This window comes from Paucilactobacillus salsurae (assembly GCF_054784995.1).
In genome coordinates this window covers 70,280-94,345 of record NZ_BAAHWX010000003.1, presented here as the reverse complement: position 1 = coordinate 94,345, position 24,066 = coordinate 70,280, and the positions used below count along the sequence as shown (strand labels likewise).

The 24,066-nt window shown below is 38.6% G+C and carries 23 protein-coding genes and 1 tRNA gene; 7 read left to right on the top strand and 17 right to left on the bottom strand.

Translation table 11 applies throughout. The features are described from left to right. Window positions 1–83: 83 nt before the first annotated feature. Window positions 84–563 (bottom strand): 23S rRNA (pseudouridine(1915)-N(3))-methyltransferase RlmH, encoded by a 480-nt coding sequence (gene rlmH, locus ACYVQZ_RS04030; RefSeq protein ID WP_461240114.1) that lies wholly within the window; start codon window positions 561–563, stop codon window positions 84–86. Between the two features lie 527 nt (window positions 564–1,090). On the opposite strand from rlmH, the gene ACYVQZ_RS04025 reads away from it, so the two are divergent. Beyond that, complete coding sequence (locus ACYVQZ_RS04025; RefSeq protein WP_461240113.1) at window positions 1,091–1,681, top strand: TMEM175 family protein; 591 nt, start codon at window positions 1,091–1,093, stop codon at window positions 1,679–1,681. 153 nt (window positions 1,682–1,834) lie between these two features. Here ACYVQZ_RS04025 and ACYVQZ_RS04020 read toward each other — a convergent pair whose 3' ends face one another. The 7 genes from ACYVQZ_RS04020 to yycF all read right to left on the bottom strand — a co-directional run bounded on the left by ACYVQZ_RS04020 (window position 1,835) and on the right by yycF (window position 11,784). Beyond that, the gene (locus tag ACYVQZ_RS04020; protein WP_461240112.1) at window positions 1,835–4,462 is read right to left on the bottom strand and encodes an SEC10/PgrA surface exclusion domain-containing protein; all 2,628 of its coding nucleotides are present in this window, start codon (window positions 4,460–4,462) and stop codon (window positions 1,835–1,837) included. A 396-nt stretch (window positions 4,463–4,858) separates the two neighbouring features. Then, entirely contained in the window at window positions 4,859–6,133 is a 1,275-nt protein-coding gene (locus tag ACYVQZ_RS04015) for a S1C family serine protease (RefSeq protein WP_461240111.1), read from the bottom strand. Between the two features lie 98 nt (window positions 6,134–6,231). Further along, entirely contained in the window at window positions 6,232–7,038 is an 807-nt protein-coding gene (locus ACYVQZ_RS04010; RefSeq protein ID WP_461240110.1) for an MBL fold metallo-hydrolase, read from the bottom strand. A gap of 15 nt (window positions 7,039–7,053) precedes the next feature. Then, window positions 7,054–7,887, bottom strand: a complete 834-nt coding sequence (locus tag ACYVQZ_RS04005; RefSeq protein ID WP_461240109.1) for a two-component system regulatory protein YycI — start codon at window positions 7,885–7,887, stop codon at window positions 7,054–7,056. Window positions 7,888–7,905: 18 nt separating this feature from the next. Then, complete coding sequence (locus ACYVQZ_RS04000) at window positions 7,906–9,225, bottom strand: YycH family regulatory protein (protein ID WP_461240108.1); 1,320 nt, start codon at window positions 9,223–9,225, stop codon at window positions 7,906–7,908. Then, window positions 9,206–11,068, bottom strand: a complete 1,863-nt coding sequence (gene walK / locus ACYVQZ_RS03995) for a cell wall metabolism sensor histidine kinase WalK (protein ID WP_461240107.1) — start codon at window positions 11,066–11,068, stop codon at window positions 9,206–9,208. Before walK ends, ACYVQZ_RS04000 begins: the two co-directional genes overlap by 20 nt. A 14-nt stretch (window positions 11,069–11,082) precedes the next feature. After that, entirely contained in the window at window positions 11,083–11,784 is a 702-nt protein-coding gene (yycF, locus tag ACYVQZ_RS03990; RefSeq protein ID WP_461240106.1) for a response regulator YycF, read from the bottom strand. A 215-nt stretch (window positions 11,785–11,999) separates the two neighbouring features. Here yycF and ACYVQZ_RS03985 point away from each other — a divergent pair. Next, window positions 12,000–12,072: transfer RNA gene (locus ACYVQZ_RS03985), tRNA-Lys, on the top strand. Window positions 12,073–12,232: 160 nt separating this feature from the next. Next, complete coding sequence (locus ACYVQZ_RS03980) at window positions 12,233–12,676, top strand: PH domain-containing protein (RefSeq protein WP_461240105.1); 444 nt, start codon at window positions 12,233–12,235, stop codon at window positions 12,674–12,676. Between the two features lie 173 nt (window positions 12,677–12,849). Here the strand turns inward: ACYVQZ_RS03980 and ACYVQZ_RS03975 are convergent, their stop codons facing one another. From ACYVQZ_RS03975 to ACYVQZ_RS03965, 3 genes are all read right to left on the bottom strand, one after another. After that, complete coding sequence (locus ACYVQZ_RS03975) at window positions 12,850–13,290, bottom strand: hypothetical protein (protein ID WP_461240104.1); 441 nt, start codon at window positions 13,288–13,290, stop codon at window positions 12,850–12,852. Window positions 13,291–13,365: 75 nt separating this feature from the next. Then, window positions 13,366–13,611: a hypothetical protein gene (locus ACYVQZ_RS03970; RefSeq protein ID WP_461240103.1), complete on the bottom strand. Its 246-nt coding sequence runs from the start codon at window positions 13,609–13,611 to the stop codon at window positions 13,366–13,368. A 56-nt stretch (window positions 13,612–13,667) separates the two neighbouring features. Continuing rightward, window positions 13,668–13,943, bottom strand: coding sequence for a hypothetical protein (locus ACYVQZ_RS03965; protein ID WP_461240102.1), 276 nt, complete (start codon window positions 13,941–13,943; stop codon window positions 13,668–13,670). A gap of 138 nt (window positions 13,944–14,081) precedes the next feature. On the opposite strand from ACYVQZ_RS03965, the gene ACYVQZ_RS03960 reads away from it, so the two are divergent. The 3 genes from ACYVQZ_RS03960 to ACYVQZ_RS03950 are packed head-to-tail and all read left to right on the top strand — an operon-like array spanning window position 14,082 to window position 15,462. Beyond that, window positions 14,082–14,588 carry a hypothetical protein gene (locus tag ACYVQZ_RS03960; protein ID WP_461240101.1) on the top strand — a complete coding sequence of 169 codons (507 nt, stop codon included), beginning with the start codon at window positions 14,082–14,084 and terminating at the stop codon, window positions 14,586–14,588. A gap of 11 nt (window positions 14,589–14,599) precedes the next feature. Continuing rightward, window positions 14,600–15,010, top strand: a complete 411-nt coding sequence (locus ACYVQZ_RS03955) for a peptide deformylase (protein WP_461240100.1) — start codon at window positions 14,600–14,602, stop codon at window positions 15,008–15,010. Between the two features lie 11 nt (window positions 15,011–15,021). Next, window positions 15,022–15,462, top strand: a complete 441-nt coding sequence (locus tag ACYVQZ_RS03950) for a GNAT family N-acetyltransferase (RefSeq protein WP_461240099.1) — start codon at window positions 15,022–15,024, stop codon at window positions 15,460–15,462. A gap of 104 nt (window positions 15,463–15,566) precedes the next feature. Here ACYVQZ_RS03950 and ACYVQZ_RS03945 read toward each other — a convergent pair whose 3' ends face one another. The 6 genes from ACYVQZ_RS03945 to spxB all read right to left on the bottom strand — a co-directional run bounded on the left by ACYVQZ_RS03945 (window position 15,567) and on the right by spxB (window position 23,177). Continuing rightward, window positions 15,567–17,639 (bottom strand): DUF2207 family protein, encoded by a 2,073-nt coding sequence (locus ACYVQZ_RS03945; protein ID WP_461240098.1) that lies wholly within the window; start codon window positions 17,637–17,639, stop codon window positions 15,567–15,569. A 101-nt stretch (window positions 17,640–17,740) separates the two neighbouring features. After that, complete coding sequence (locus ACYVQZ_RS03940; RefSeq protein ID WP_461240097.1) at window positions 17,741–19,303, bottom strand: MFS transporter; 1,563 nt, start codon at window positions 19,301–19,303, stop codon at window positions 17,741–17,743. Then, complete coding sequence (locus ACYVQZ_RS03935) at window positions 19,293–19,847, bottom strand: PadR family transcriptional regulator (protein WP_461240096.1); 555 nt, start codon at window positions 19,845–19,847, stop codon at window positions 19,293–19,295. The genes ACYVQZ_RS03940 and ACYVQZ_RS03935 overlap by 11 nt, the downstream gene beginning before the upstream one ends. Window positions 19,848–19,956: 109 nt before the next feature. Further along, a complete protein-coding gene (locus ACYVQZ_RS03930) occupies window positions 19,957–20,415 on the bottom strand; it encodes an NUDIX hydrolase (protein WP_461240095.1) in 459 nt (152 codons plus the stop codon). A 72-nt stretch (window positions 20,416–20,487) separates the two neighbouring features. Continuing rightward, window positions 20,488–21,411 (bottom strand): NADP-dependent oxidoreductase, encoded by a 924-nt coding sequence (locus ACYVQZ_RS03925; RefSeq protein ID WP_461240094.1) that lies wholly within the window; start codon window positions 21,409–21,411, stop codon window positions 20,488–20,490. 20 nt (window positions 21,412–21,431) lie between these two features. After that, window positions 21,432–23,177, bottom strand: coding sequence for a pyruvate oxidase (gene spxB, locus ACYVQZ_RS03920; RefSeq protein ID WP_461240093.1), 1,746 nt, complete (start codon window positions 23,175–23,177; stop codon window positions 21,432–21,434). A gap of 184 nt (window positions 23,178–23,361) precedes the next feature. Here spxB and ACYVQZ_RS03915 point away from each other — a divergent pair, with 184 nt between their 5' ends. After that, window positions 23,362–24,063 carry an ABC transporter ATP-binding protein gene (locus tag ACYVQZ_RS03915; protein WP_461240092.1) on the top strand — a complete coding sequence of 234 codons (702 nt, stop codon included), beginning with the start codon at window positions 23,362–23,364 and terminating at the stop codon, window positions 24,061–24,063. Window positions 24,064–24,066 lie beyond the last annotated feature (3 nt).

Below are 24,066 nucleotides of genomic sequence, written 5' to 3'. Positions count from 1 at the left end.
GTAAAGTATGTGCATCTCCGATCATTGATTTGCATATGATTCATACGTGAATTCTCCAACTACAACCAATTTAATTAACCTCTTCACTTATGATACGGACTACCCTCATTAATCATAAAAGCCCGATAAATTTGTTCCGTCAACACCAATCTCATCAACTGATGTGGTAAGGTAAACCGCCCAAACGAAATTTGCGTATCAGCACGTTTCAATACCTCTGGCGCCATCCCCAAGGACCCACCAATCACAAACGTAATATCCGAATGTCCATAAGTCGTTAACTCTTCAATTTCCTTGGCGAATTCTTCAGATGAACGCTCCTTACCCTTGATTGCAAGTGCATAAACGTACTCGCGATCTTTTATTTTGTCTAAAATGCGCTGCCCTTCTTTTGCCATTACATCATCCATTTCAGACTGACTTAACGACTCCGGTGCCTTTTCGTCAGAAACTTCCACAATTTCAAACTTACAAAACCGTCCTAATCGTTTCGCATATTCCGCAATTCCAGCTTTAAAATACTTTTCTTTTAACTTTCCAACACCGATAATTTTGATGTTCATAAATTGACACCTTTCAACAAGTTTTCCACAGAGTTATCCACAGGCTAACTTAAAAATTCCTTCAAAATTTCTTCAAAAAGTTTCGGCACTCTATTGACATCGTTTTTTTATAAAAAGATTTATCCACAATTGTACAAAAAAACGTCTGTTCGTTAACCACGTGATGGAAGCTTGACATATCAACAGTTATAGCTGTTCGCTTTTCTAGTTATTCACATTATCCACAGATTATACCAATGCCTGTGGATAACTTTTTGAACTGGTCTGTAAAGTGATATATCGGGCTTTACTCTTTTTTAATAATTATACCAGAAACTATCCACAAGGTTTTCCACAAGCTAAATGTGCATAAAAAAATTCCTTGCAAATTGGGTGCTGAACTACTTAAAAATAACACGCAATTTTCGTTCGGAAAACTCTGGACATTTTACCTAAATTTCGGTGCATTTATATATACAATGTTCGTATTCATTTTTATTCTAAGGTTAGTGTATACTAATGCTATTATCTTAAACGAGGCTACTACTATGAATAAACAACGATTAGAAGCATTTACGGACGCTATTTTAGCAATCATCATGACTATTATGGTATTAGAAATTCACGCACCAAGTTCGTTCACTTTTCCTGCTCTGACTAAATTATTTATACCACTACTAGCCTACGTGATCAGCTTCATTGGCCTAACTAATCTATGGGCGAGTCACCATTTCCTGTTCGAAAAACTGCATCATGTTACTTATGGTCTGTTTATTGCAAACATGGCACTAATTTTATGGCTTTCACTGGTGCCAGTCACAACTGCTTGGGTTGCCGAGCATCCGACCCATTTTGTTCCACAGGCCGTTTTCATGATAATTCAGTTTGGTTGGACTACGTTACTATTGAATCTTCAACGTATGTGCAAAAAGGCTGATGCAAACTTTCCTGCACACGTTATTAAACCAATTGGTATCAGATTTACATTAATTGTTCAGGTAGTTGGTACAGTTCTTAGTTTCTTTCTACCATACGTTGTTTTAATAGCTGGTTCTCTGATTATTGTTGTTTACGTTTTTCGTCCGACTTTGGGAGATTGGCAGGACAATAAGACTTACCGTTCAAAAAATCAATTATAGATAGAACATACCTTGCACTTCACCATTACTCAAACACAAATTTGTGTTTTTTATAATGTAACTAAAAAAAGCGGTCAATCTTTAGGATTGATCACTTTTTTCATTTTGGCATTTAATTAGTTTATTTTTGAGCTAGCGTGCAAAAATAGTTCATTAAAATTGACGTTTACGATTGAGCAAAATTCCACCTAAACCTAACATACCCAAAAGTAAACCAAACCCAACTAATACAGATTCTGATTCTTCATTTGTTTGAGGTAAATGTTTAGGCCCATACTGTCCATTTTGGATCTTAACATTATTAGCAGTCAGTTTAACTGTTTTTTCATTATTTCCACTGATTTCTGCACCTTTCTCACGAGCCATTTTAGCTTGTTCAGCTTCAACGACAAGACGGGTTGCTTGCTTAGTTTTAAGAGCGTCTAACATACTCTTAAGTGTGTTATAAGCTTGTTGAGCGTCTGAGAGCGTCTTAGCAGCATCGTCATAAGCAGTTTGTGCAGTTGCTTGATCAGCAGTTGCAGATTCTAAATTAGCCTTGGCAGTATCGTAAGCAGATTGTGCTGATGCCAATTTTTCCTTGGCTTGAGCCAAAACAGAGTCGGCACCTTGTAAGTTGCTTAATTGTTGTTTCAAGGAATCTAGCTTAGTTTGTTCGGCAGTCAATGCATTTTGTGCATCTGCCACAGCTTTATTGGCATCTTCCAATTTCTGTTGAGCTGCAGTAACATCAGCATCTTTGTCAGCTGCGACTGCTTTCAATCCATCCATGACACCTTGCTCGCTAGCTAAAGCATCTTTAGCAGCTTGTAAGTTGGCTTGCTTGGTTTTCACATCAGCAGATAAACTGTCAACAGCTTTTTGAGTTTCAACTGCAGTAGCTGTATCTGTAGCCAATTTATTAGTTGCATTTGTAACAGCTTTCTTAGCAGTGGCAAGATTAGTAGTTGCAGTACCATAAGCTGATTGTTTATTAGCTTGGTTCGTTTGAGCACTAGCCAAAGCATTCTTAGCATTTGTAACATTCGTCTTAGCAGTGTTCAGTGATGAAGTAGAACTTGCTAATGCGGCTTTTTGTCCACTCAATGTTGAGTTCAAAGTATTCAATTGCTTAGACAAACTAACAGCATCATTGGCTGGAATTGCAATAGTTGATGAATCGAATTTATTATGATCTTTAACCATTGTATTGTAAGTAGTTTCAATATGTGGTTGACCTAAAGCGTCAATATCAACACCAATGTAATCAGCTGTGACTTGTCCACTAGGATCGTTCTTGTAAATTTCATTAGTTGAAGGAGTGTCATCAGCTAATAAATCATGCATATGACCACGAGCAGACTGTGCATCATTAAATAACATATCAAGAATCATAATGTAATAAGCTTGTTTAACATCATCCATTGTGACATTAGAGAAATCACTCCAATCATGGACTCCGTTATTCGACAAAGCAACTTCAAGATAACCTGCACCAGCTGATTCATAATAGTTTCCACCATCATCTAAACCATATTTAGAAGCTGCAGTTGTAACTTGAGCGACATCATGATCATCTTTTTGCATGATGTCCCAATTATCTGACGTATAACCATTAGCGACATCATCAGCAAAACTCAACATAGTATTTGAAATTGAGACAGGTAAAGTTCCATATTGTGCTCGGACTTGGTTAATTAAACCACCAACAAATTGAGTCAATTCAGTGCGTTGAGCTAAACTCAAGTTGTTCAAATCGGTAATCTTTTCAGCTTGGTCAGTTTTATTATGCTTGAACACATTATCTTTAATAGCTTGAGGATTATCAAAGATTGTGCTAAATTCATCACTTGTCATTTTACCAGCATAATAATCATTATAAGATTTCATATTGTAACCATCAGGCAATACGATAGTGTTAATTGAACTCAACTTATCATTAACATCATCAACTTGCGATTGAGTAGCATCTACTGCAGCTTGATCAGTATTAACTTTATTTTGAGCAGAAGTTACAGCACTATTAGCTGAATCAACATTCTTAGATGCATCTGTGACTGCTGTATTAGCAGTATCTAAGTCAGATTTGGCTGAATCAACTGTGCCTTGAACACTTGTTTGATTTGCATTAGCTTTATCTAAACTAGATTGGTCAGACTTAACTTGGTCCTGAGCTTTATTATTAGCATCAACAACTTTACCTTCATCAGTTCCATCTAAAATTTTTTGAGCAGAATCAACAGCACCTTGCTTTGCATTAACATTGCCTTGTTCAGCTGTAACATCTGAATTAGCTTTATCTAAAGCAGACTTAGCAGTTGAAACATCTTTAGATGCATCACTTGCAGCTGACTTAGCTGTGCTAACTGAATCACTAGCAGCATTAGTTGCAGTTGATTGAGTATTTACAGCATCACTAGCTTTTGCAATATTTTCAGGTGTAGCCGAATTTTTTGCAGCTTGAGCAGTGTCAACATTCTTTTGAGCATCTGTAACATTTTGAGATGCAGCATCAGCAGTTTGACTTGCATTGGCAACATCTTTATTGGCCTGATCTAAAGTTGCTTTTGCGTCACTTGCTGCAGCTGAATCTGTTGAAACAACACTTGCAGCTGAATCGACTTGTGCTTGAGCACTATCAATTGTTTGTTGTTCCGTAGCGGAACTTGCGGGAACTTGACTAGTTGCATTTGGTTCAACACTAGTAGCTTGAACTTCATCAGCGTGAACTGCGTTAGCACCTAAACCTAAAGTAGCACCTGCAACAGCAACACCAGTTAAAACTTTAACATTCTTCTTCATAATTTAACTTCCCCCGAAAAAATGAATATACTCATCCAAAATGCTTTGTACAAACGCATAGAAATTAATTAAATACTTTTAATTTAAATCTCTAAATTTTGTTTAGTACAATTTTCTATCTAAATTCAAAACTAACTAAATCGGATAAACTCTAACTTCGCTTTATACAATATTATGTAATTTTTAAAGCGTTTACACCAAATGCCAAAATTAGCATGATATTATATTAAGTTGGAAACATCTTGATAATACTGAAATTATGCATTCATGTCAATTTAAAATAAAATAATATTAATAGTGTATTAGAAATTATTAAAAACAAATTAAAATCTTAACTATACAATAAAAGCAAACAAAAAGCGTAGCCGCTGGCTACGCTTTTATCATTATTTTATTTTAATTAAGCGAATCAGTATTCTCAGTCAACTTAATTGCCCCAGTCTTCAAACTACCATCACGATAATACTTAACAGAAACCTTATCGCCAACCTTTTGCTTATAAAGTACTTCTTTAAGTTTGGCCTCATCAGTAATCTTTTGACCATCTAATTCGGTAATCACATCATACTTCTTCAAACCAGCATCCCCAGCCGCAGAAGTACCCATAATCTTCATCACGACAATTCCGTCAGTGACACTTGATGGCAACTTCAAGACTGATTTTTGTTGAGCAGCTGAAATATTATCCAAGTTAACGAGCTCAATACCGAGCGCCGGTCGTGTGATTTTACCATTTTTAACAAGTTGATTAATCACAGTCACCACTTCATTACTTGGAATCGAGAAGCCCATACCTTCAACACTGGTGCCTTCTTCATCAGAAGATAACTTCATTGAGTTAATTCCAACAACCTGACCAGCAAGGTTAATCAATGGGCCGCCTGAGTTACCAGGGTTGATAGCCGCATCGGTTTGGATAACTGAAGCACTCGCAGTTGTATTACCCGAATTATCCTGCACTGAAACTGTTCGTTTCTTGGCAGAAATAATTCCTTCAGTGACAGACGTTGCGTAATCAGAGCCAAGTGGTGAACCAATTGCCAACACACTTTGTCCTGCTTCAATTTGATCTGAATTGCCAAAGCTGGCTACTGTCTTTACGTCAGCAGCATTAATCTTTAAAACAGCCAAGTCAGTTGTTGAATCAGTTCCGACCTTGTTAGCTTTCACCTTTTTACCATTACTCAAAATGACTTCTAGTGCTGAAGAACCAGAAACCACATGGTTGTTAGTTACAACATAGGCAGTATTGCCGTTCTTCTTATAAATCACACCGGAACCTTCACTTGCGGCTTCTAGAGAGCTATTTGAACTATCACTGGAAGAAGATGAACCGTTCTTTTGGCCAAAAATGCTAAGGCCTGACTTACTGCTACTGCCCGCAGCTTGTAAGTTAATTACGGAAACAACAGCACCCTTAACGGATTTAAAGGCCTTCGTTGATTGACTAGAACCTTTGACATTACTCTGGTTAACTTTCGTACCACCGGCTTTATTTGAACCAATTGGCACAGATGTTGAATTCGTTGCAAAACCACCACTAATCAACTCGCCTGTTCCATAAGTAATACCGCCGCCAAGCAGTCCAGCCACTAGTGCAATCAAAGCAATTTTCCACCAATTGCCACCATTGAACTTTTTGGGTTGTTTTTCTTCATTATTATTTTCCATCGTTCACAGTTCCCCCTATTTTTAACTGTTTCACATGAAACAATCATAACGATAATTTATGAAATTTATGTGAAAGATCTGCATAGTTCACGTAAAGTTTATAATACTGATAACTTCGTGGGCGCATCGGGTTCTGTGTCGTGTAGATGAAAATCATGTTCCACACCCAAGTCATGTTCCTTGAGCATGGTCGTAACTGTTAAATGAGCGAGGGAGCGCATGTTATTTTCCTGACTGCGGTGTCCTAAGTAAATCTGCTTTGTATCATTGCCAATGACACTCATCATGGCATTAGCACCATCTTCGTTAGACAAGTGACCTTCATCACCTAATATCCGTTGCTTTAATGACCAAGAATAAGATCCCATGCGTAACATTTCCATATCATGATTGCATTCCATCAAATAGGCATCGGCATCTTCAATCGTTTTCGCAACTCGTTCCGACACGTAACCCGTATCTGTGAGTACACAAAAGGCTTTACCATCATGGTGAACTTGGTAAAATTGTGGTTGCGCAGCATCGTGTGAAACTGAAAAACTTTCCACATCCATATCGCCTAGGCTGAGCACTTTACCAGGAGCAAAAATGTGTTTTTGTTCTACCGGAATGTCACCGACCTTTTTTTGCATGGCACCCCATGTGCCTTCATTCGCATACACATCCAGCCCGTATTTACGTGCAAGCACACCGACACCCTGGACATGATCGCTATGTTCATGCGTGACAAATAATGAGTCCACATCCGCTAAATCACGGCCGATTTGTTTCATTAAGCCTGCAATTTTCTTGCCACTCAAGCCAGCATCAATTAAAATTTTATGCCCCGATGTTTCTAAATATGTAACATTACCAGTGCTGCCACTGGCTAAAATACTATATTGTAATTGATCTGCGTCTGCCAAACTGATTAACTCCTCTTATTGACTACTGTTTTCCCCACTGATATTTGAATCAGTCTTGATTAACGTTCCTGTAAAGGCATTGATTCGTTTTACCTGAACACCATCGGCCCCTTTTGTTTGAATCCCAATTTGCCAAGTTGGAATGTAGACGTTATGCCCTTTCAAAGTTAGAAACTTCGTGTATCCAAGTTGCGTCCATTTAACCTTGGAATTATTAGCAATTTCATTATGCTGATAGAGCCAAATAACGGCTTTCTTCTGGCTAATGGTGGTTTCCTTTTCACGTAGCGGTGTGACTTTATTGAGATATGTTTGCGTATAGCCCGTCACTTGATTGCCATTTGCGACGCTGAACCGAATTTGACCGTCACTGGAAAGAATACTATGATCGGGGCCCTTTTGAGTGTACACAATGGTGTTTTCTTCTTCCTTACTCAAATCCGCATTATAAGTGTAGCGAGAACCAAAGATGACCCGGCCGTTGTCACTTAAAATCTTCTTTTGGATCGATGAATCTGGATTCTGTTTATTAATCATCACTGGCCGGCTAAACGTACTCGTAATTGAACCATTGCTATAATGATCGTCTTGATTTTTTAATTGGCCTGTATACTTTTGTAACTGATCATTGTCGCTACTAGAGATATAATAACCCGTTGCGCTTTTATTCGACAAGTGCCCAACCGTAATCGAATCATCTTTCATTTCACGTAAAGCAGCTGTTTCGTTGTTACTACTACGATCCGTGGTGGTTTCAAATTTTGTATTGGATGTAAATGAAACCAATAAAAAGATATCGATCGCTAAAAAGGCAATCAAGAAAATCCATTGAATGCGTTTAAAGTTCATGATTTGATCCTCCTTTCACTAATGTTGGGTATCACCGAGTAAATCGTGATAATTTTGCCATTCACCTTGGTAGTAAACATAGTAAGTTGGCTTTAAATCTAAGACCTTGTTTGATTCTTGATTGGTTTGCCATTCATAGGCTAACCGAATGCGCTTAATTTGTTTAGTTTTGACACCGGCATTCGTAAGCTGTGTGAGCATCGTTGAAGTAGCTGGTAATGTCACTTTATTATTTTCATTAGGGACAGGGACCTGCAAACTAAAGAGTGAGAAGTTATATTGTTGACCACCATCACGTAAGAACTTGATTCGAATCGCACCATACTCAGTTTGATTGAAGATTGGGAAACTTTCAACATAGCCGCGATAAGTCACGGTTTTTTGACCTAGGTCCGAGCTATCATAGCGAATATTTTCCAGTGGTACCCCAATTTTAGTTAATTGCGTAAAACTATTGTTTAGAAGACTGTTTTGCGAATTAATGTTCTTTTTACTATCTAAGAAGTTTTCATACGCTACGGTACCGAGTTTATTATTAACCACCATTCGTTGACTAGAGCCATCGGTATAAGTCGTCAGATTACCGCTCTTATTAACGTCCACTGACGATGAATTCGAACTATCCATCAACGTAGTAATAAAACTATTGCCCGTTTGTTTATTTAACAAATAACTGTATGTTGGCATAGAAATTTGTTTAGGAAACATCAACATCACGTTATTATTTAGCATGCTAACTTTCACATCAAGATGTTTTTCATGTTGTGAAACTAACTTTTGTAGTTTATCGAGTTGCGCGTGCTTTTTAACGTTCACCCGGTAAATCGTGAAGGTTTTATCGTCCAGCAAGTAAATATGAGTCGTGCTCTTAAGTGGCACAATAATGCGGCTGAAACGTTTGACCTGATTACTATTAACTGACTGATCAAAGGTTGTGTTAAAAATCTGCGTTGACACGTTTTCTGGGTAATTCATCATCAATGCGTTAGCTTGTTGCACGTACTTCATGTAACGCGTTTTGTTCTTGCTACTCAATTTGACGGCGTGCCCAAGGTCCCACTTACTCAGATTTTCCTTCATCGCCAATGCCAAGTTTGTTTTTTGTGCGTAAAGCAGCTGTTGTGAGCCATCAGCTTTCGTACGCACAATTTGGGTCGGCAAATAAACGTCCCCAATTGTTTTATTGGTCAACTGACTAGTAGACGTAGCGGCCTGATCGGCATGTTGTCGTTCATAACGAGATGGATTGGTCCAAATTAACCAGGACAAGACCAGACTGATCACAACGACAATTGTTAAACATATTGGTAACCAGTTATCACGAATCTTGTGGATCATCGTCCCATTCATCTCCTTCATATGGTACATATGGCAATGAAATGTAGAAGGTTGAACCTTTACCTTCAACACTATCGACCCAAATTTGACCACCTAATAGACTAATGACTTCCTTGGAAATCGCCAATCCAAGCCCTGTACCACCTTGTTGTCTCGAACGGGCCTTATCAACACGGAAGAATCGATCAAAGACGTGTGGTAAATCAGCACGTGGAATTCCCAACCCTTGGTCTGAAACGCTGAGAATCACGTGATTATGGGTTTCTAGTAACCGGGCTGTGATGACGCCACCATCTGGGGAATATTTCACAGCATTGTTCATTAAATTATCAACCACTTGGGTAAACTTATCGGTATCGAGTTCGACCCATAGGTCCTTTTTGGTGAAAATCCGATCAATTGTGTATTTCTTGTCAGGTTGATCATCACTTTTTAGAATCATATCAAAACGATTTAAAATGTAATTGAATAATTCATTTAAGTTTACATATTCGAGATTTAGTTTCGAGGTTCCTGAATCCATTCTTGATAAGCTGAGCAGATCGTTAATCATACGAATCATTCGTTCCGTTTCGTCCTGAACCACCTTGAGGAATTGTGGCGCAATCTCAGGATCTTGCCAAGCCCCGTCGTTTAGCGTTTCCACGTAGCTACGAACTGTTGTTAGTGGCGTTCTCAATTCATGTGAAACATTAGAAACGAATTCTTTACGGTCACTATCAATCTTTTGTTGTTCAGTAATATCATGGAGCACACAAACTAGCCCACTAATAAAACCTGATTCACGTTGAATCAGTGAAAAATAGGCATGTAAAATTAATTCGTTGTTATCGTTAGAAAAATCAAGAATAATTTCATCTTCGTTATCTAACAATTCACGAATTGTGTATTTGGTACGGATTTCTAGCACATCGAGAATGGACTTACCATGCGCTTCTTCTGGTGTCATATCTAACAGATTAGCGGCGGTATCATTAATAATCGTCACATTGCCACGGCGATCAGTTGCAATCACACCATCAAACATGTGCGTCAAAACGCCATCGAGTCGTCGACGTTCAGCTTCAGTAGAATCTTGAGCTTCTTCAACCCGCACCGACAGGTTATTGACGGCTCCAGCCAATTGGCCTAACTCATCATTTCCATAAACGTTCACTTGCCCAGAGAAGTCTCCACGGGCAATGCGCATGGTCTGTTTCTTCATTTCATCAATCGGTCGTGTTATTGCCCGGGAAATAAGAATTGCCATGAATAATCCTAAAACAATGGCAACCAATGCGGCGAATAGGTAGATCAACGTGATGGAATTAATATTAGAGTAAACACTCTCTAAGCTCGCTCGAATGTAGAGCGCGCCCACGACATTATTACTATTACCGTTTGAATTTAGTAACGGCACAATCGATTCATAATACCGATTATTATTGTTGTCATCATAGGTATTACCGCTGTAGGAGCGGTTGTTATAAATAACGTTTTTGACGTTTTCATTCGTTGTTTTTTGACCAACGATCGTTTGGTCGTTCACGTCACTAGTTCCACGCACGATGCCCTTGTTATCAACCACCCGAATTTCAGTAATGTTGGTGTTATTGACGTCAGACAAAATTTGACGGATTTGTTTATTAGCCTTTTTAGTACTAGAACGTGACAACTGGTCTGAAAGCGAGTTGTCCACGTAGGAAGGCAACTGTATTTGTTGTTTGAAAGTTTCTAAGTTTTGATGTTCCAATTGACGCACAAAAACCGCCCCAACAACTTCGAGCGTAATGATCAACATTAGCGCAAACACTAGGGCGATTTTAAAGTATATCGATTGGAAAAATTTAATTTTGCTATTCAAAACCTGATGTGCTCCTAATCATTTTCCGGATTATTTAGGTAATATCCTACTCCACGTCTAGTAATCAACCAGGATGGATGACTTGGATTGTCTTCAATTTTTTCACGGAGACGACGAACCGTCACATCAACCGTACGGACATCACCGAAGTAATCATAACCCCAAACAGTTTGCAGTAAATGTTCACGAGTCATGACTTGACCAATATGTTGTGCTAAATAATGAAGTAATTCGAATTCACGGTGAGTTAAATCAATATTGTCACCACGTTTAGAAACGGTGTAAGCATCTGGATGGATGGTTAAATCGCCGACTTCGATATCAGCATTTTCATCTGGTTCTGCTGATTCAACAGATTCTTGGCGACGTAAATTGGCCTTAACACGGGCGACTAACTCACGGTTTGAAAATGGCTTGGTAACATAGTCGTCGGCCCCTAATTCTAGGCCTAACACCTTGTCTAATTCAGAATCTTTAGCTGTTACCATAATGATAGGCGTCGTGTGGTTCGCGCGCACACGCTTAGCCACTTCGAGCCCATCAACTTTAGGCAGCATTAAATCTAGAATAATTAAATCTGGTTTTTCTTCTTCAACTTTTTCAAGTGCTTCTTCACCGTCATAAGCAACCACAACGGCGTAGCCTTCTTTAGTTAGATTAAATTTGATGATATCTGAAATTGGTTTTTCGTCATCGACAACCAAAATTTTTTTCATTGAACAATTCCTCCTGCAAGGACAATAATTACGATAGTTAAAACTATCTGCGCATCATGAGCCACGCTCAAAGTAAGTACATTATACCACATCACAACTTTTGACCAGCAATATGCAACTGATACCTTGAAAACACCTGTTTTTTAGCATATTTAGTAAAACAGTGTTGACTAAGGTTTTAAGATTGTGATAGTATATTTAAGTCGATTAGTAATGGGCAGTTAGCTCAGCTGGCAGAGCAACGGACTCTTAATCCGTGGGTCCAGGGTTCGATCCCCTGACTGCCCATCAATCATAACTAACCTGTAGTCACGCAGTAGTATAAACACCGTGGTTACAGGTTTTTTCTTTAGATAAATTACTTTATAACTCCTCTATATAGTATAATTAAACGTGTCCAACAACGCTAAAGACATAAAACTTCGCTATACTAACGGGGGATTTCATTATGCCAAATAAATTATTCACTAATATTGTACAAGGAGCACTAGGTAACTATTCTGAAAAAACAGTACCTGAACTAACAGAAGAGTATGGAGCATATTTATTCGACAACGAAGAAATTACTATGGGGTTCCAATTGATTCGCGATGCACTTATTTTTACTTCATATCGTATTATTTTTGTTGATAAACAGGGTGCAACCGGACGAAAAACATCATACAAATCCATTCACTTGAATACTATTGTAGATGTAGAGATTGAAACTGCCGGTTTTGGCATTGATGATAGTGAAATTGAAATTACTTATTTAGAAAACATTTATTTAAAGCCCCATAAAGAAGAACTAAAAAAACATAAGTTTGAATTTCCAAAAAAAGTAGATATTTTGCCTCTTTATCGTTATTTAGGCAAGCTTACTTTGAAAAACAGAGAAACCATAAACTCTTAAAAAATTTGAATCCTTATCCAGTTATCATAGTCTTTATCTAATATCTTTAATTCAGATGTCTCAAAACAATCTGCTTATAGACGCACAAATCGTTACTGATGAAGTATAGTCAAGAACAAAACAATAACCTCCCGTTCAATTAGAACGAGAGGTTATTTGATTAGTACTATTCCTTATTGTGGACTATGCTCCGTTTGTAATTCACCAGAAGTCTCCATGTCGTCAGGAGTTGCAGCAAGTGCTTGTTCAGCTGTCATCCCCTCATGATCCATTTTATAGGCAGCAGGTGATTCTCCATACTTATTTAAAAAGCCAGTTAACGTATTAGGATCCATATTAATTCCAGTATTTTGTGAACTAGAGGAATTTTCGTCTTGTGAATTGTAGTTGGTAGATTTACTTGAACTAGCAACTAATGATGAAGATTTAGCTTTGTTTTCAGATTCTGCTTTGGCTTTTTTGATAGATGCTTTTTTTGCGTCAGCTTTCTTTTTAGCAGTCAAACTACTCGAATCCTTCGAAGAGTTATCTGCTTTTTTTGAACTACTATTTCCACAAGCAGCCAATGAAAGTGCCGCAACAAGAACAACTGCAGTGGTTAATGATTTTTTCATAATAAATTCTCCTCAATAATTAATTTAAAATACATACAATAAAACAAACGCTTACCAATATATTTTTTTCTGAAATTAAAATACCATTGTTTTCCATAATTCATCAGGTATTTCTTTTATAGGCGTATTAGTTATAATCGCTTTTTCCACATCAGCCCGCATTCGTTTGATTCCCGCTTGCCACTGATCGAGATGTTGCTCAATACCTAAGGGTTCCCACCATCCGACAATTTGAGTGGGAAATGGTACACCAAAATGATTCTCATATGTTTTTTCGATTTTTTCTACTTCGTCAGACAATCGTTGAACATCACTACTCATAATCACAATCCCCCAATCTTTGTATGCCATCTTTTATTAATTCACATTATTTACATTCAATAAATGACATTTGGATCGAAATCATCTGGCAGTGCTTTTTTTATCTTAATATCCGAGTAGATAAACCCTATCGCATTGTACACATTTTGCATATCATTCACATCATCTGTGTAATCAACTCCACCCGGGATAGTTACGACTACCGGAAAATGATAATGTAATCTCTCTTTTAAATCCTTTAACAATTCAGTTGAAGTGCTTTTAATCTTATCATCCCAAAATAAACGTTCAGTCTGCCCTCTAAACTTAACTTCAATGTCAAATTTCAGCATCTTTATCTCCTCATTTTACCTGTAAAGTTGTTCGAAAATATGATTTAATTAGTTACTAACTTTTCTTATAGTATAATCGAAGATATTACCAATTTCACGGCAAATATAATCTTTCCTAAACTATGCAGGAGGATCTTTATGTACTATTTCATCAGTCTCATCGTGCTAATTCTAGGCATAATTATTGCGCTGACTCGTAAACCATTAAAACAAAAAATACTGTTTGCTACTCTTAGTATAATTATCAGTTTATTCATTATTTCCACAGGAACTTTCATCAACAATAGAAAAGCAGAACAACGTGAGCTACAAATTACGCAAACAAAAAATAACTACAACGCGCGTGCTAAACTAAAATTCAAAGAGCTGATGAGTTCCGGTCAGTATCCATTAGCCATCAAACAAAAAGTTAATTTCGATAAAGAGGGAAAAATAACAAATATTCAACTCTGGTGTGATGAGTCACTTGCAACTAAAAAACGTATGACTATAGGCTACTACAATTCAATGGGCGCTCTAATCGGTAGTTATGCACTTAATCACACTGATCACACATTTCCCAATGTGGAAGTTTTTGCAGGCTCACATATGATAACCAAATCAGATAAAGATAACCCAGATTTAAATGTTTATTTAAAAAAGTAAGGAGTATACGCATGATTCGTCCTATCAACCACGACCAACAGAGCTTATCAGCTAAATCTCGTCCAGCTACCAAAATGGATGCACCAATCATTACCGACCTACTCGACACGCTTCAAGCAAATCAGGCAAATTGTGTCGGTATGGCAGCCAATATGATTGGCCAAAGCGTTGACATTATCGCTGTGAGTGCAGGACCAATTAACTTTCCTATGATTAATCCAAAGATTATTTCCAAAAGTGGTCCATATGATACTTCTGAAGGCTGCTTATCTCTACCAGGCGAACGCCAAACCAAGCGTTTTAAAACAATTGAAGTTTCATACCAAGATGCCAACTTCACCGCCCATACGCAACCCTTTGCAGAATTCACAGCGCAAATCATCCAACATGAGATTGATCATTGCAACGGTATTTTAATTTAGGAGTAATCATCATGAGTAACAACTACAACTTAGTGATTGGCAACCAGAATTGGCACAGAGCAGCTGCGAGTTTTGTCCGGATGTCTGTGTTCGTCTTAGAACGAGGATTAGCCATCGACGATGAATTTGATGAACTGGACGTAGATGGCACAATGTACGTGTTGTTATTTGACGGTACAATGCCCATTGCGACCGGTCGTTTTCTAGTTGCCCATGAAGCCACAGCAAAATTCACCCGTATTGCAACTTTGAAACAATACCGTGGGCAACACCTTGGTAGTCAAGTTATTGCCGGATTAGAAAAAATCGCTCGACAACAGGATTTTAAACAGGCCATTATTCATTCAGAATTAACAGCTAAGGGGTTTTATGAATCATTGGGCTACGAACCTATTTCAGAGCTTTATTTGGAAGATGATGTCCCTTGCCAAACTTTACAAAAAGTATTTTGATCACAAAAGTATAAGAATAGCTCTGATAGAAAGTAGAAAAATACTTTTTATCAGAGCTACTTTTAAATTGTTTCAATTTTTCAAGGACTTGCTGGCAGTTATTTTTAAAAGGCACCGCCACCAGAACCACCACCGGCTCCACCGGAAGAGCCACCACCTGGTCCAGTCGTGCCACCAGCTAGTCCACTATTAAATGACGCTGTAAACGTTGTAAATCCGCCATACAACCAATAGTCATCATCTATATCTAATTGTTGCAGCATTGCATCAGTCACAGCTCCAGCACCAAATTTCGATTGTAATTGCCTATTTAACCGCTTCGCTTCACCCAAACCTATCGCATAGGTTAAGTACTGGCCCCACAAAATATGATCTGGTAACTGACTTTGATCAAAATCAGCAATATCGTGCAACATTTGCTTAAATTGACGCACTTGCAAATATGTTTGATAGCCTTTCTTTGTATAAACCGTAAATGTTTTCTTAATCCACCAATCAAAACCAACAATAATGCCTGTTCCAACAAGTAATGCCACCAAGCTACTTATAAGCAACCAATTAATTTCGTGTAAATTAAATATAATTAACGCTACATATACCATCGAAAAACAAAAGAATATTCGAGTGTACAGCGGTGTGGTTTTTTTCCACTGATCAATCTTGTCACCCCATGATTTTGAAATCCATTTTACCGGATAAATAATAATTGGGATCCAATAAAAGTAAACACTTAATAAGAATCCCCAAATCAAGAAGACCAAAATGATGGCTTCCCACCAAACTAAGGCCATGTAGAAATAACCCACCATCGATATTACTGGTATCGATCCAAAAAACTCCCACAAAAGTCCAATCAAAGACAGGTTACTTTGAAATTTTTCATACTTCGGATTAATATTGCGGTCATGCCTAATTTGCGTTATCCACTGCTTATTAAAATGTTTCCACTTTTTTGACAACGCCTTTGCCTCGCTATTTGTTTCGCCATATTTTTTCAATTGTTTCATTGAAACCTTATGATGATCACCGACTTTATCGATTAAATAATCTACAAATGGATCAATGGCTTCTTGCGTGGTTTTAATAATTTCGAAATACTTGTCTTCATGTTTCAGTTTGATTAACCCATTGCTTTGGCAATCAATCAAAAATGTAATGAAGACCCGCGTATCAAAATTGTCACCATTTTGCTCATATTCATACCAAGCACTTGCTAATGCTGGTTCAATTTCTGGCAAATCAAAGCGATGCAATTTTTCTGCATCTAGATCTTGTCGAACAAATTTGTCTTGCCACTTAAGGTACAACGGGATTAAAAATAAAATTGGCAAAAGTGCGATCACCACTGCAACCAACCAATTATTCTTAAAAAGGTACACTAAAAACATTCTAAAATTTTGCCAATCAGAAACACGTTTTTCAATTTTCAACGCTTGCTTAACACGATTGGTGTCATGTTTTGGCGCCTGATTAATTGCTGATTTTGCAAATAACATGTGTAATTCCATATACCTTGAAATATGTTTTCCTGTGGCGGTGATTGTCGCAGTTCGTTGGTTAATACTCTGTTTTCCACCCTCAGGACTATGAAACCAGCTTTTTATCGGTTTTGCAGCTTGTGGCAAAGTAATTGTTATCTTTGCACGCTGTAAAAGGCGGTCCCAGTTCGAACCAATTGGCTTCCAATTAATTTCTCCTGTATCGCGATAACGCTTGGCCACTTTTGATAAATAAAATCGGCATTGCACATCCATTTGACCAGAATTCATAACGTTATAAATTTTAATTCGTTCATAGCCCTTTTTATTATGCCCCTCTCCATCTTTATTATGACTTATTTTATAATAACCGCTATCGCCATTTGTGGCATAGCTGCTACGATTGGCTGTTTGTCCATCAATCTTGACCGATAAATTTGACATTTTTCCAAGATCATTCGTATCTTGCACGATATACACACCGTTATAGTCACCATCAAATGTATATCGGACACTTTCCGTAACCCACGCACCGCCTGTTTTATCTATTTTCGCATTAATGGTGAGTTGGTTAATTTTGTAGTTCTTAGCATCGGTTTGCCCCACTATCAATATAGCAACACGCACCACCATCAATCCAATCGCTACAGCAACACATAGCATGATACACCACCAGATCATGTTTTTTTCTTTTCGCATGCTCATTTCTCCCAATATGATTCGATGATATTATCATACAATATAAATATCAGACCTGCATTACTTATTAAAAAAAGAACTACTTCCGCAGTTCTTCTCGTCTATTGAACATCTTTAGATTCATATCGATTCCTCAATAATAACACGGCTGCTAAACAGCCAATTAATACAAGTATCGATGACGTGATTGCTACTGCACTCATGCCATTATCGTAAGCGTGCACCACAATTTTTTGGAACTCACTAGCAAATGGTGCTTCGCTCAATCGTTTCGAAAATGCAATTGAATGCCCCGAAAAAGGACCCGCATTCACTAATACCTCTTTTAATTGCGTCATCACTGAATGTGGCATATTAACTTGGCTCAAATTATGATTCAAATAGTTTTCATATTGAGTATCTTGAATCAACCCTAAACCAACCACACCAACAGTCGTTCCTAATTGCCGAAACACGTTCAACAACCCAGAAGCCATCCCCATTTCCTGTGGATTAACCCCTTCCATCCCGACAGTGTTTAACAATGGATTAACCATCCCATTGGTAATCCCCATCAACACCATGCCGGGCCATAGTTGTGCAAATGTGACTTGCGGATCGATGACATAGGCAATCAGCATGAAGCCAATTGCACCAATTAATAAACTGCCACTCATCATCCATTTTTTCGAATACCGTGCACTCAAAATTCCGACCACGGGTCCTAAAATCAGCGACCAAATACTAATCGTTAATTGTCGTACCCCTGTTTGCACGGCGCTATAACCAATATAATTTTGCATTAATGCTGTTAAAAACGTATTAAATGAATAAATGCCGGACCCCAGCGTAAATGCAATAATCACAGTTCCGATAAAATGACGTTGTTTAAACATGTTAACGTTCATCATCGGATTTTTAATCTTCATTTCAACAATCACGAACAAGATCAATACAACTAAGCCACCAACTAACCAGCCGGCAATTCGTGGATCTGTCCATTGCCAATGTGAATGACTTTCTTTAACAATTAACCCGTAAATAATTGCAAATAATCCGGCAGCTGAAAGTGCCATCCCCAGCAAATCGATTCGTTGATTTTTTCCATAACTTGGCGTTTCTTTGACATAAATCACCGTCAGAATCACTGCCACAATACCAAATGGTACGTTGACATAAAAAATCGCCGGCCAACCAAAGTGTTCCACTAAATAGCCGCCAATTAAGGGACCAGAAGCAGATGACATTCCAATAATTGACCCCAAAATACCTAACGCAAGGCCACGGTCTTTACCTTTAAAGTTAGACGCCACGAGCGCCATCGATAAGGACATCATCCCTGCCCCACCAATTGCTTGCACACCACGACCAATATCTAACACAAGCAAACTAGAGGCCATGCCGTTAATTGCCGACGCAATCACAAACAAAATTAATGATCCTAAAAAGATCTTTTTACGTCCGTACATATCTCCTAACTTTGACATAATCATCAAAGTAACTGCATAAACTAACGTATATGCATTTAATACCCACTGTAAATTGGTGAAAGTGGTATTAAATTCACGCACCATTGTTGGCAGGGCCACGTTGACAACGGTGACATCTAGAAGACCCATAAAGACGCCTAGTCCCATCGCCGTCAGTGCAATCCACTGCTTGGCTGAACTTGTTTTATTTTTCATTACTTGTAATATCCTTTTCTAATCTCATTTGTTGTTTGCCGATCCATTGCAATTTGGCCTGACACATCGAAATACTCAACTCCAGTGAGCGAATACTCCATTGTAAAAATGGTCTTGCTGGATCATCTTGGCGTTCACTTAAGTGCTTTTTACTCGTACGGTAGGCATTTAAATCTTCCAGCGTCGCCACTTCATAGTCCGCCAAAATTTCAACCTGTTCTTCACGGCTCAACACTTCCATGCCACGCAATTTAAATCGGAAATTAGACTCACGTTTTGAATCATTAGCAACTGGTGCTTTCATTAACTCTTTTAATCGAACTAATCCCGCATCCGTTAAATGCGCAATTTTTTTACTGCGTTTGCCATCCGTTTCTTCACGTAACGTAATATACCCATCCTGTGCTAACTTGTTTAACAGTGGATACATGACCCCATTAGAAATAGCCCGTCTTGGAACTAAGGTGTTACCAAGTACAACTCGCAACTTGTATCCGGACATATCTCGTGAAGCTAGCATTGATAGAATTAATAATTCGTACATCTTTTCCTCCGTAGGTCGTAGCGACTGATAAATTATAGGTCTTTTTGACATATCTTGCAACCTTTAATCAATAAAAAAACACGTTTCGTTTGGAAACGTGTTTTCAAAACTATTTCTGTGCTAAAAATGTTTGTGCTGCAGCCAGCATATCTTTGGTCTGCTGATTCAATAACGGTGGTAACTGGTCAAACGGCCAGTAGGCCACACTAATTGTCTCATCTGTTTGACTAGCTAATAATTCACCACCAGTTTGTTTCACATGAAACAATCCACTAATTGACTGTACAATATCACCGTTCGGATAATGAATTTCACCCTGATCAAAAATATCGATTCGATCTATAATTTCAACATCTAAGCCACTATCTTCTTTATATTCGCGCACGCACGCCTGAGCGAATGTTTCACCATATTCTAAAAAGCCGCCCGGTAAACTCCAATTATGCGTATCGACGCGTTCATTCAATAAAACTTCATTTTGATTATTGACTAGTACACCCGCTGCCGTGCACATAATCATCGGTTTATGCCCCACTAAGCGACGTACTTCATGAACATAATCTGCCATGTTGAATCACCTCAGTCACATTTTAGCACAAACAAAAAACGTACCTTAGTTATCCTAAGATACGTTTTACAATTATTCTTTGATTAAAATGATTCGGCCAGGCGCATGTTTGGTTTCTAATAACCGATGGCCTTGCGTCACACCATCAAGCGTTAATGGCAGCGTCTTAAAGACGCGAACCAATAATTCATCATGATCCAACATTTTAGCAAGCGCTTCAAGGGCCATATGATTATGGGCGCTATCGAGTGGTCGAATGTGTTCAAAAACAGCATCCGGCTTGGCACTTAAATCAACTTTTGTTCCCACTGAAGCGGCTCGCCCGCCATCTTTAATAGCGGCACCGATTAATTGATCATTGTTACCATTCAATGCAGCATTAATCACCACATCAGCCTGGTTAGCAAATTTTGCCGCAATATCTTCTTGATCATAAAAGCCAATGGCATCTAAATTGAGTTCATCTAGCACGTCTTTATTTTTCGAAGACCCGGTTCCGATAACAAACGCACCTAATTTTTTGGCAACTTGTGCCGCAATCGAACCAACGCCACCCGTCGCGCCATTGACTAAAACATGGTCACCACGGCGAACGTGGGTAAATTCGCTGACTGCGTTATAGGCTGCAATTCCAGAAGTAACAATCGTGGCCGCCTGTTCAACAGAAACATTCTGTGGCTTTAACACCACATTTGGTTCAATCGCACGAACCATCGGCGCATACGCATGAGGTGCACTGGCAATCACGATATCACCAGAGCCAACACTTGTCACACCAGCACCAACTTCAACAACTCGACCGACAACATCTCGACCCGGAATAATGGGTAGTTTCCCACCAAATGTTCCAGCTCGCTGACTACGTTCAAAATTATTCAAACCAACTGCAAGTGTTTCAATGAGGACCTGATTGTCTTTTTCAATTTGAAGATCTGGTGTTTCAATGTCGCGAAACACCTCTGGACCACCAAATTGCTGATATCCAAATGCTTTCATCAGTCCACCTCCTATAAAGCCTATTCTACATTAAATTCCTTCAGAAAATGACTAATAGGGCTTAAGCCTTCTGTGCGGTACGTCTTAGTAAATTGATCAACATCTGCTTGAGTATGGTTAGCATCTGTTTCCAAAACAAGTTGTTCAACTGGTAATGGGCGATCGTTAGCAATCTTAACATCGATCACAACAGGACCATCAGCATGTTGTGCTTCATCAAAGGCTTGCTTCAATTCAGCTAAAGTATGAACTTCATAACCTTTAGCACCTAAAGCAGTTGAAGCATCCCCAAAGTTAGCATCAATTAAATCAATTCCTGAATGTGCCTGACCAGTATCATCTTGTTCAGCTTCGATAAAGCCTAGTGATTCATTGGTTAACACAACGTTAATGATTGGTTGGTGATATTTAACCTGTGTCAAAATATCTTGCATATTCATGGCATAACCACCATCACCACTGATTGAAAAGACTTGGCGATCAGGATAAGCGGCTTTGGCACCAATAGCAGTTGGTAAACCATAGCCCATGGTTGCGTACCAGCCAGATGTGGTGAATTTTTGACTTGGCTTCATCTTCAAGAGACGAACGGCGTCAATTGTCACGTTACCAACATCAACTGAGAAAATTGCATCGTCTTTGGCAATGCGGTTAATTTGATCAATCACAGAATCAACATTAAGTGGTGTCTTGTCTTCGTCAACAAACTTCGTTAACCATTCGTTCCAGTTCTTCTTGTCAGCTACTAAGGCATCATAAAATGGACGTGAAGCAACTGGTTGACTAGCATCAATCATAGCTTGCAAAGTAGTCTTAGCATCTGCCAAAATACCAACGTCAACCTTGTGACGCTTACCCATATTAGTTGGTTTAACATCAACTTGAATGAACTTAGCGTTTGGGCTAATAAAGAATGGTGCAAATGGCATGTTAGTTCCGATAAATAACACAGCATCGGCGTTTGAAGCAGCATCGACACCAGGCTTAGTAGCGACACGACCAGCGCTGACCATGTAAGCTTCGTCATCGTCACCAATCACACCCTTAGCAAGTGCAGATGACATCATTGGAATCTTTAATTGATCAGATAATTGCTTCAATTCCTTAGCAGCATTTTTGGCACCTAAACCAAAGTAGATCAATGGCTTTTTGGCATTGGTTAAAATTTCAACAGCCTTCTTTACTGCATCACTATCAGGTAATTGATAGTTATTAGTTGTCACAAAATTGTTGGCATCTGAAACATAGTTGTCTTCAATTTCTGCCCAACCCAAATCCTTAGGAATAGTAACCACAGCAACACCAGAATGCTCGTAGGCTTGGCGAATTGCTTGATCAACAACCAATGGTAATTGTTCTGCAGTCATGACTGTACGGTTATAAACTGAAACATCTTCAAACATTGGATTTTCATTGAGTTCTTGGAAGAAATCAGTATTCATCGCACTTGTTGGTACTTGACCAACCAAAGCAAGAACTGGTGCATGGTCATGCTTAGCATCGTAGAGACCATTTAATAGGTGAGCAGCCCCTGGGCCAGCTGAACCAAATGTTACCGCAATCTTACCAGTTAATTTTGCTTCACCAGAAGCAGCAATCGCACCTGTTTCTTCGTGACGCACTTGAATATATTTCATTGTACTTTGACGATCGTGTAGCGCATTCATCGTTGAGTCAAAAGAACCACCTGGTAACCCAAAGATATGATCAACGCCCCAATCCTCTAAAACTTTAATCATTGCATCTGCCGCATTAATTGTACTCATGAAAAATTTCCTCCTTCAAACTTGTATCTTTTTTTCAAACAGGTCTACTTTAATTCACTTACAAAAAATAAGCAAGCATTTTGTTCAACTTTTTTGAAACCCTTTCCAAATCCAATTTAACAGTTGTTTTCTCCAAAAATAACTCGCATAATCTATATTAAAATGAACAATGGCGGAGGCTAATATGAGTTATATCGAAGTCAAAAATGAATCCAAACGCTATCAAATGGGCGAAACGCAAATTATTGCCAATCATGAGTTAACCTTTAACTGTGAAGAAGGCCAATTAACGGTCTTTTTAGGACCTAGTGGTGCGGGTAAATCAACTGTTCTTAATATCTTAGGCGGCATGGATACTCCGACAAGCGGCCAAGTCATCGTGGATGGTGTCGATATTGCCCAATTTAACGAACGGGAACTGACACAATACCGCCGCAATGCGGTTGGTTTTGTGTTTCAATTTTATAATTTAATTCCAAATTTAACGGCGCTTGAGAATGTCGAGATGGCTAATTCCATTGTTAATGATGCTCTGGATGCTAAACAAACTTTAATTGATGTGGGACTTGGTGAACGCTTAAATAATTTCCCATCACAATTATCTGGTGGTGAACAACAACGTGTGGCGATTGCCCGTGCTTTAGCAAAAAATCCCAAACTATTATTGTGTGATGAACCCACTGGCGCACTGGATTATGAAACGGGTAAACAAGTCTTAACCTTACTTCAAAACGCTAGCCGGCGGGATCATAAAACTGTTCTCATTATTACGCATAATGCTGAACTCGCTAAAATGGCTGACCGGGTCATTCATATCAATGACGCCAAAATTCGTTCGATTGAAGACAATGCTCATCCGTTACCAATTGAAGATATTGAGTGGTGATTG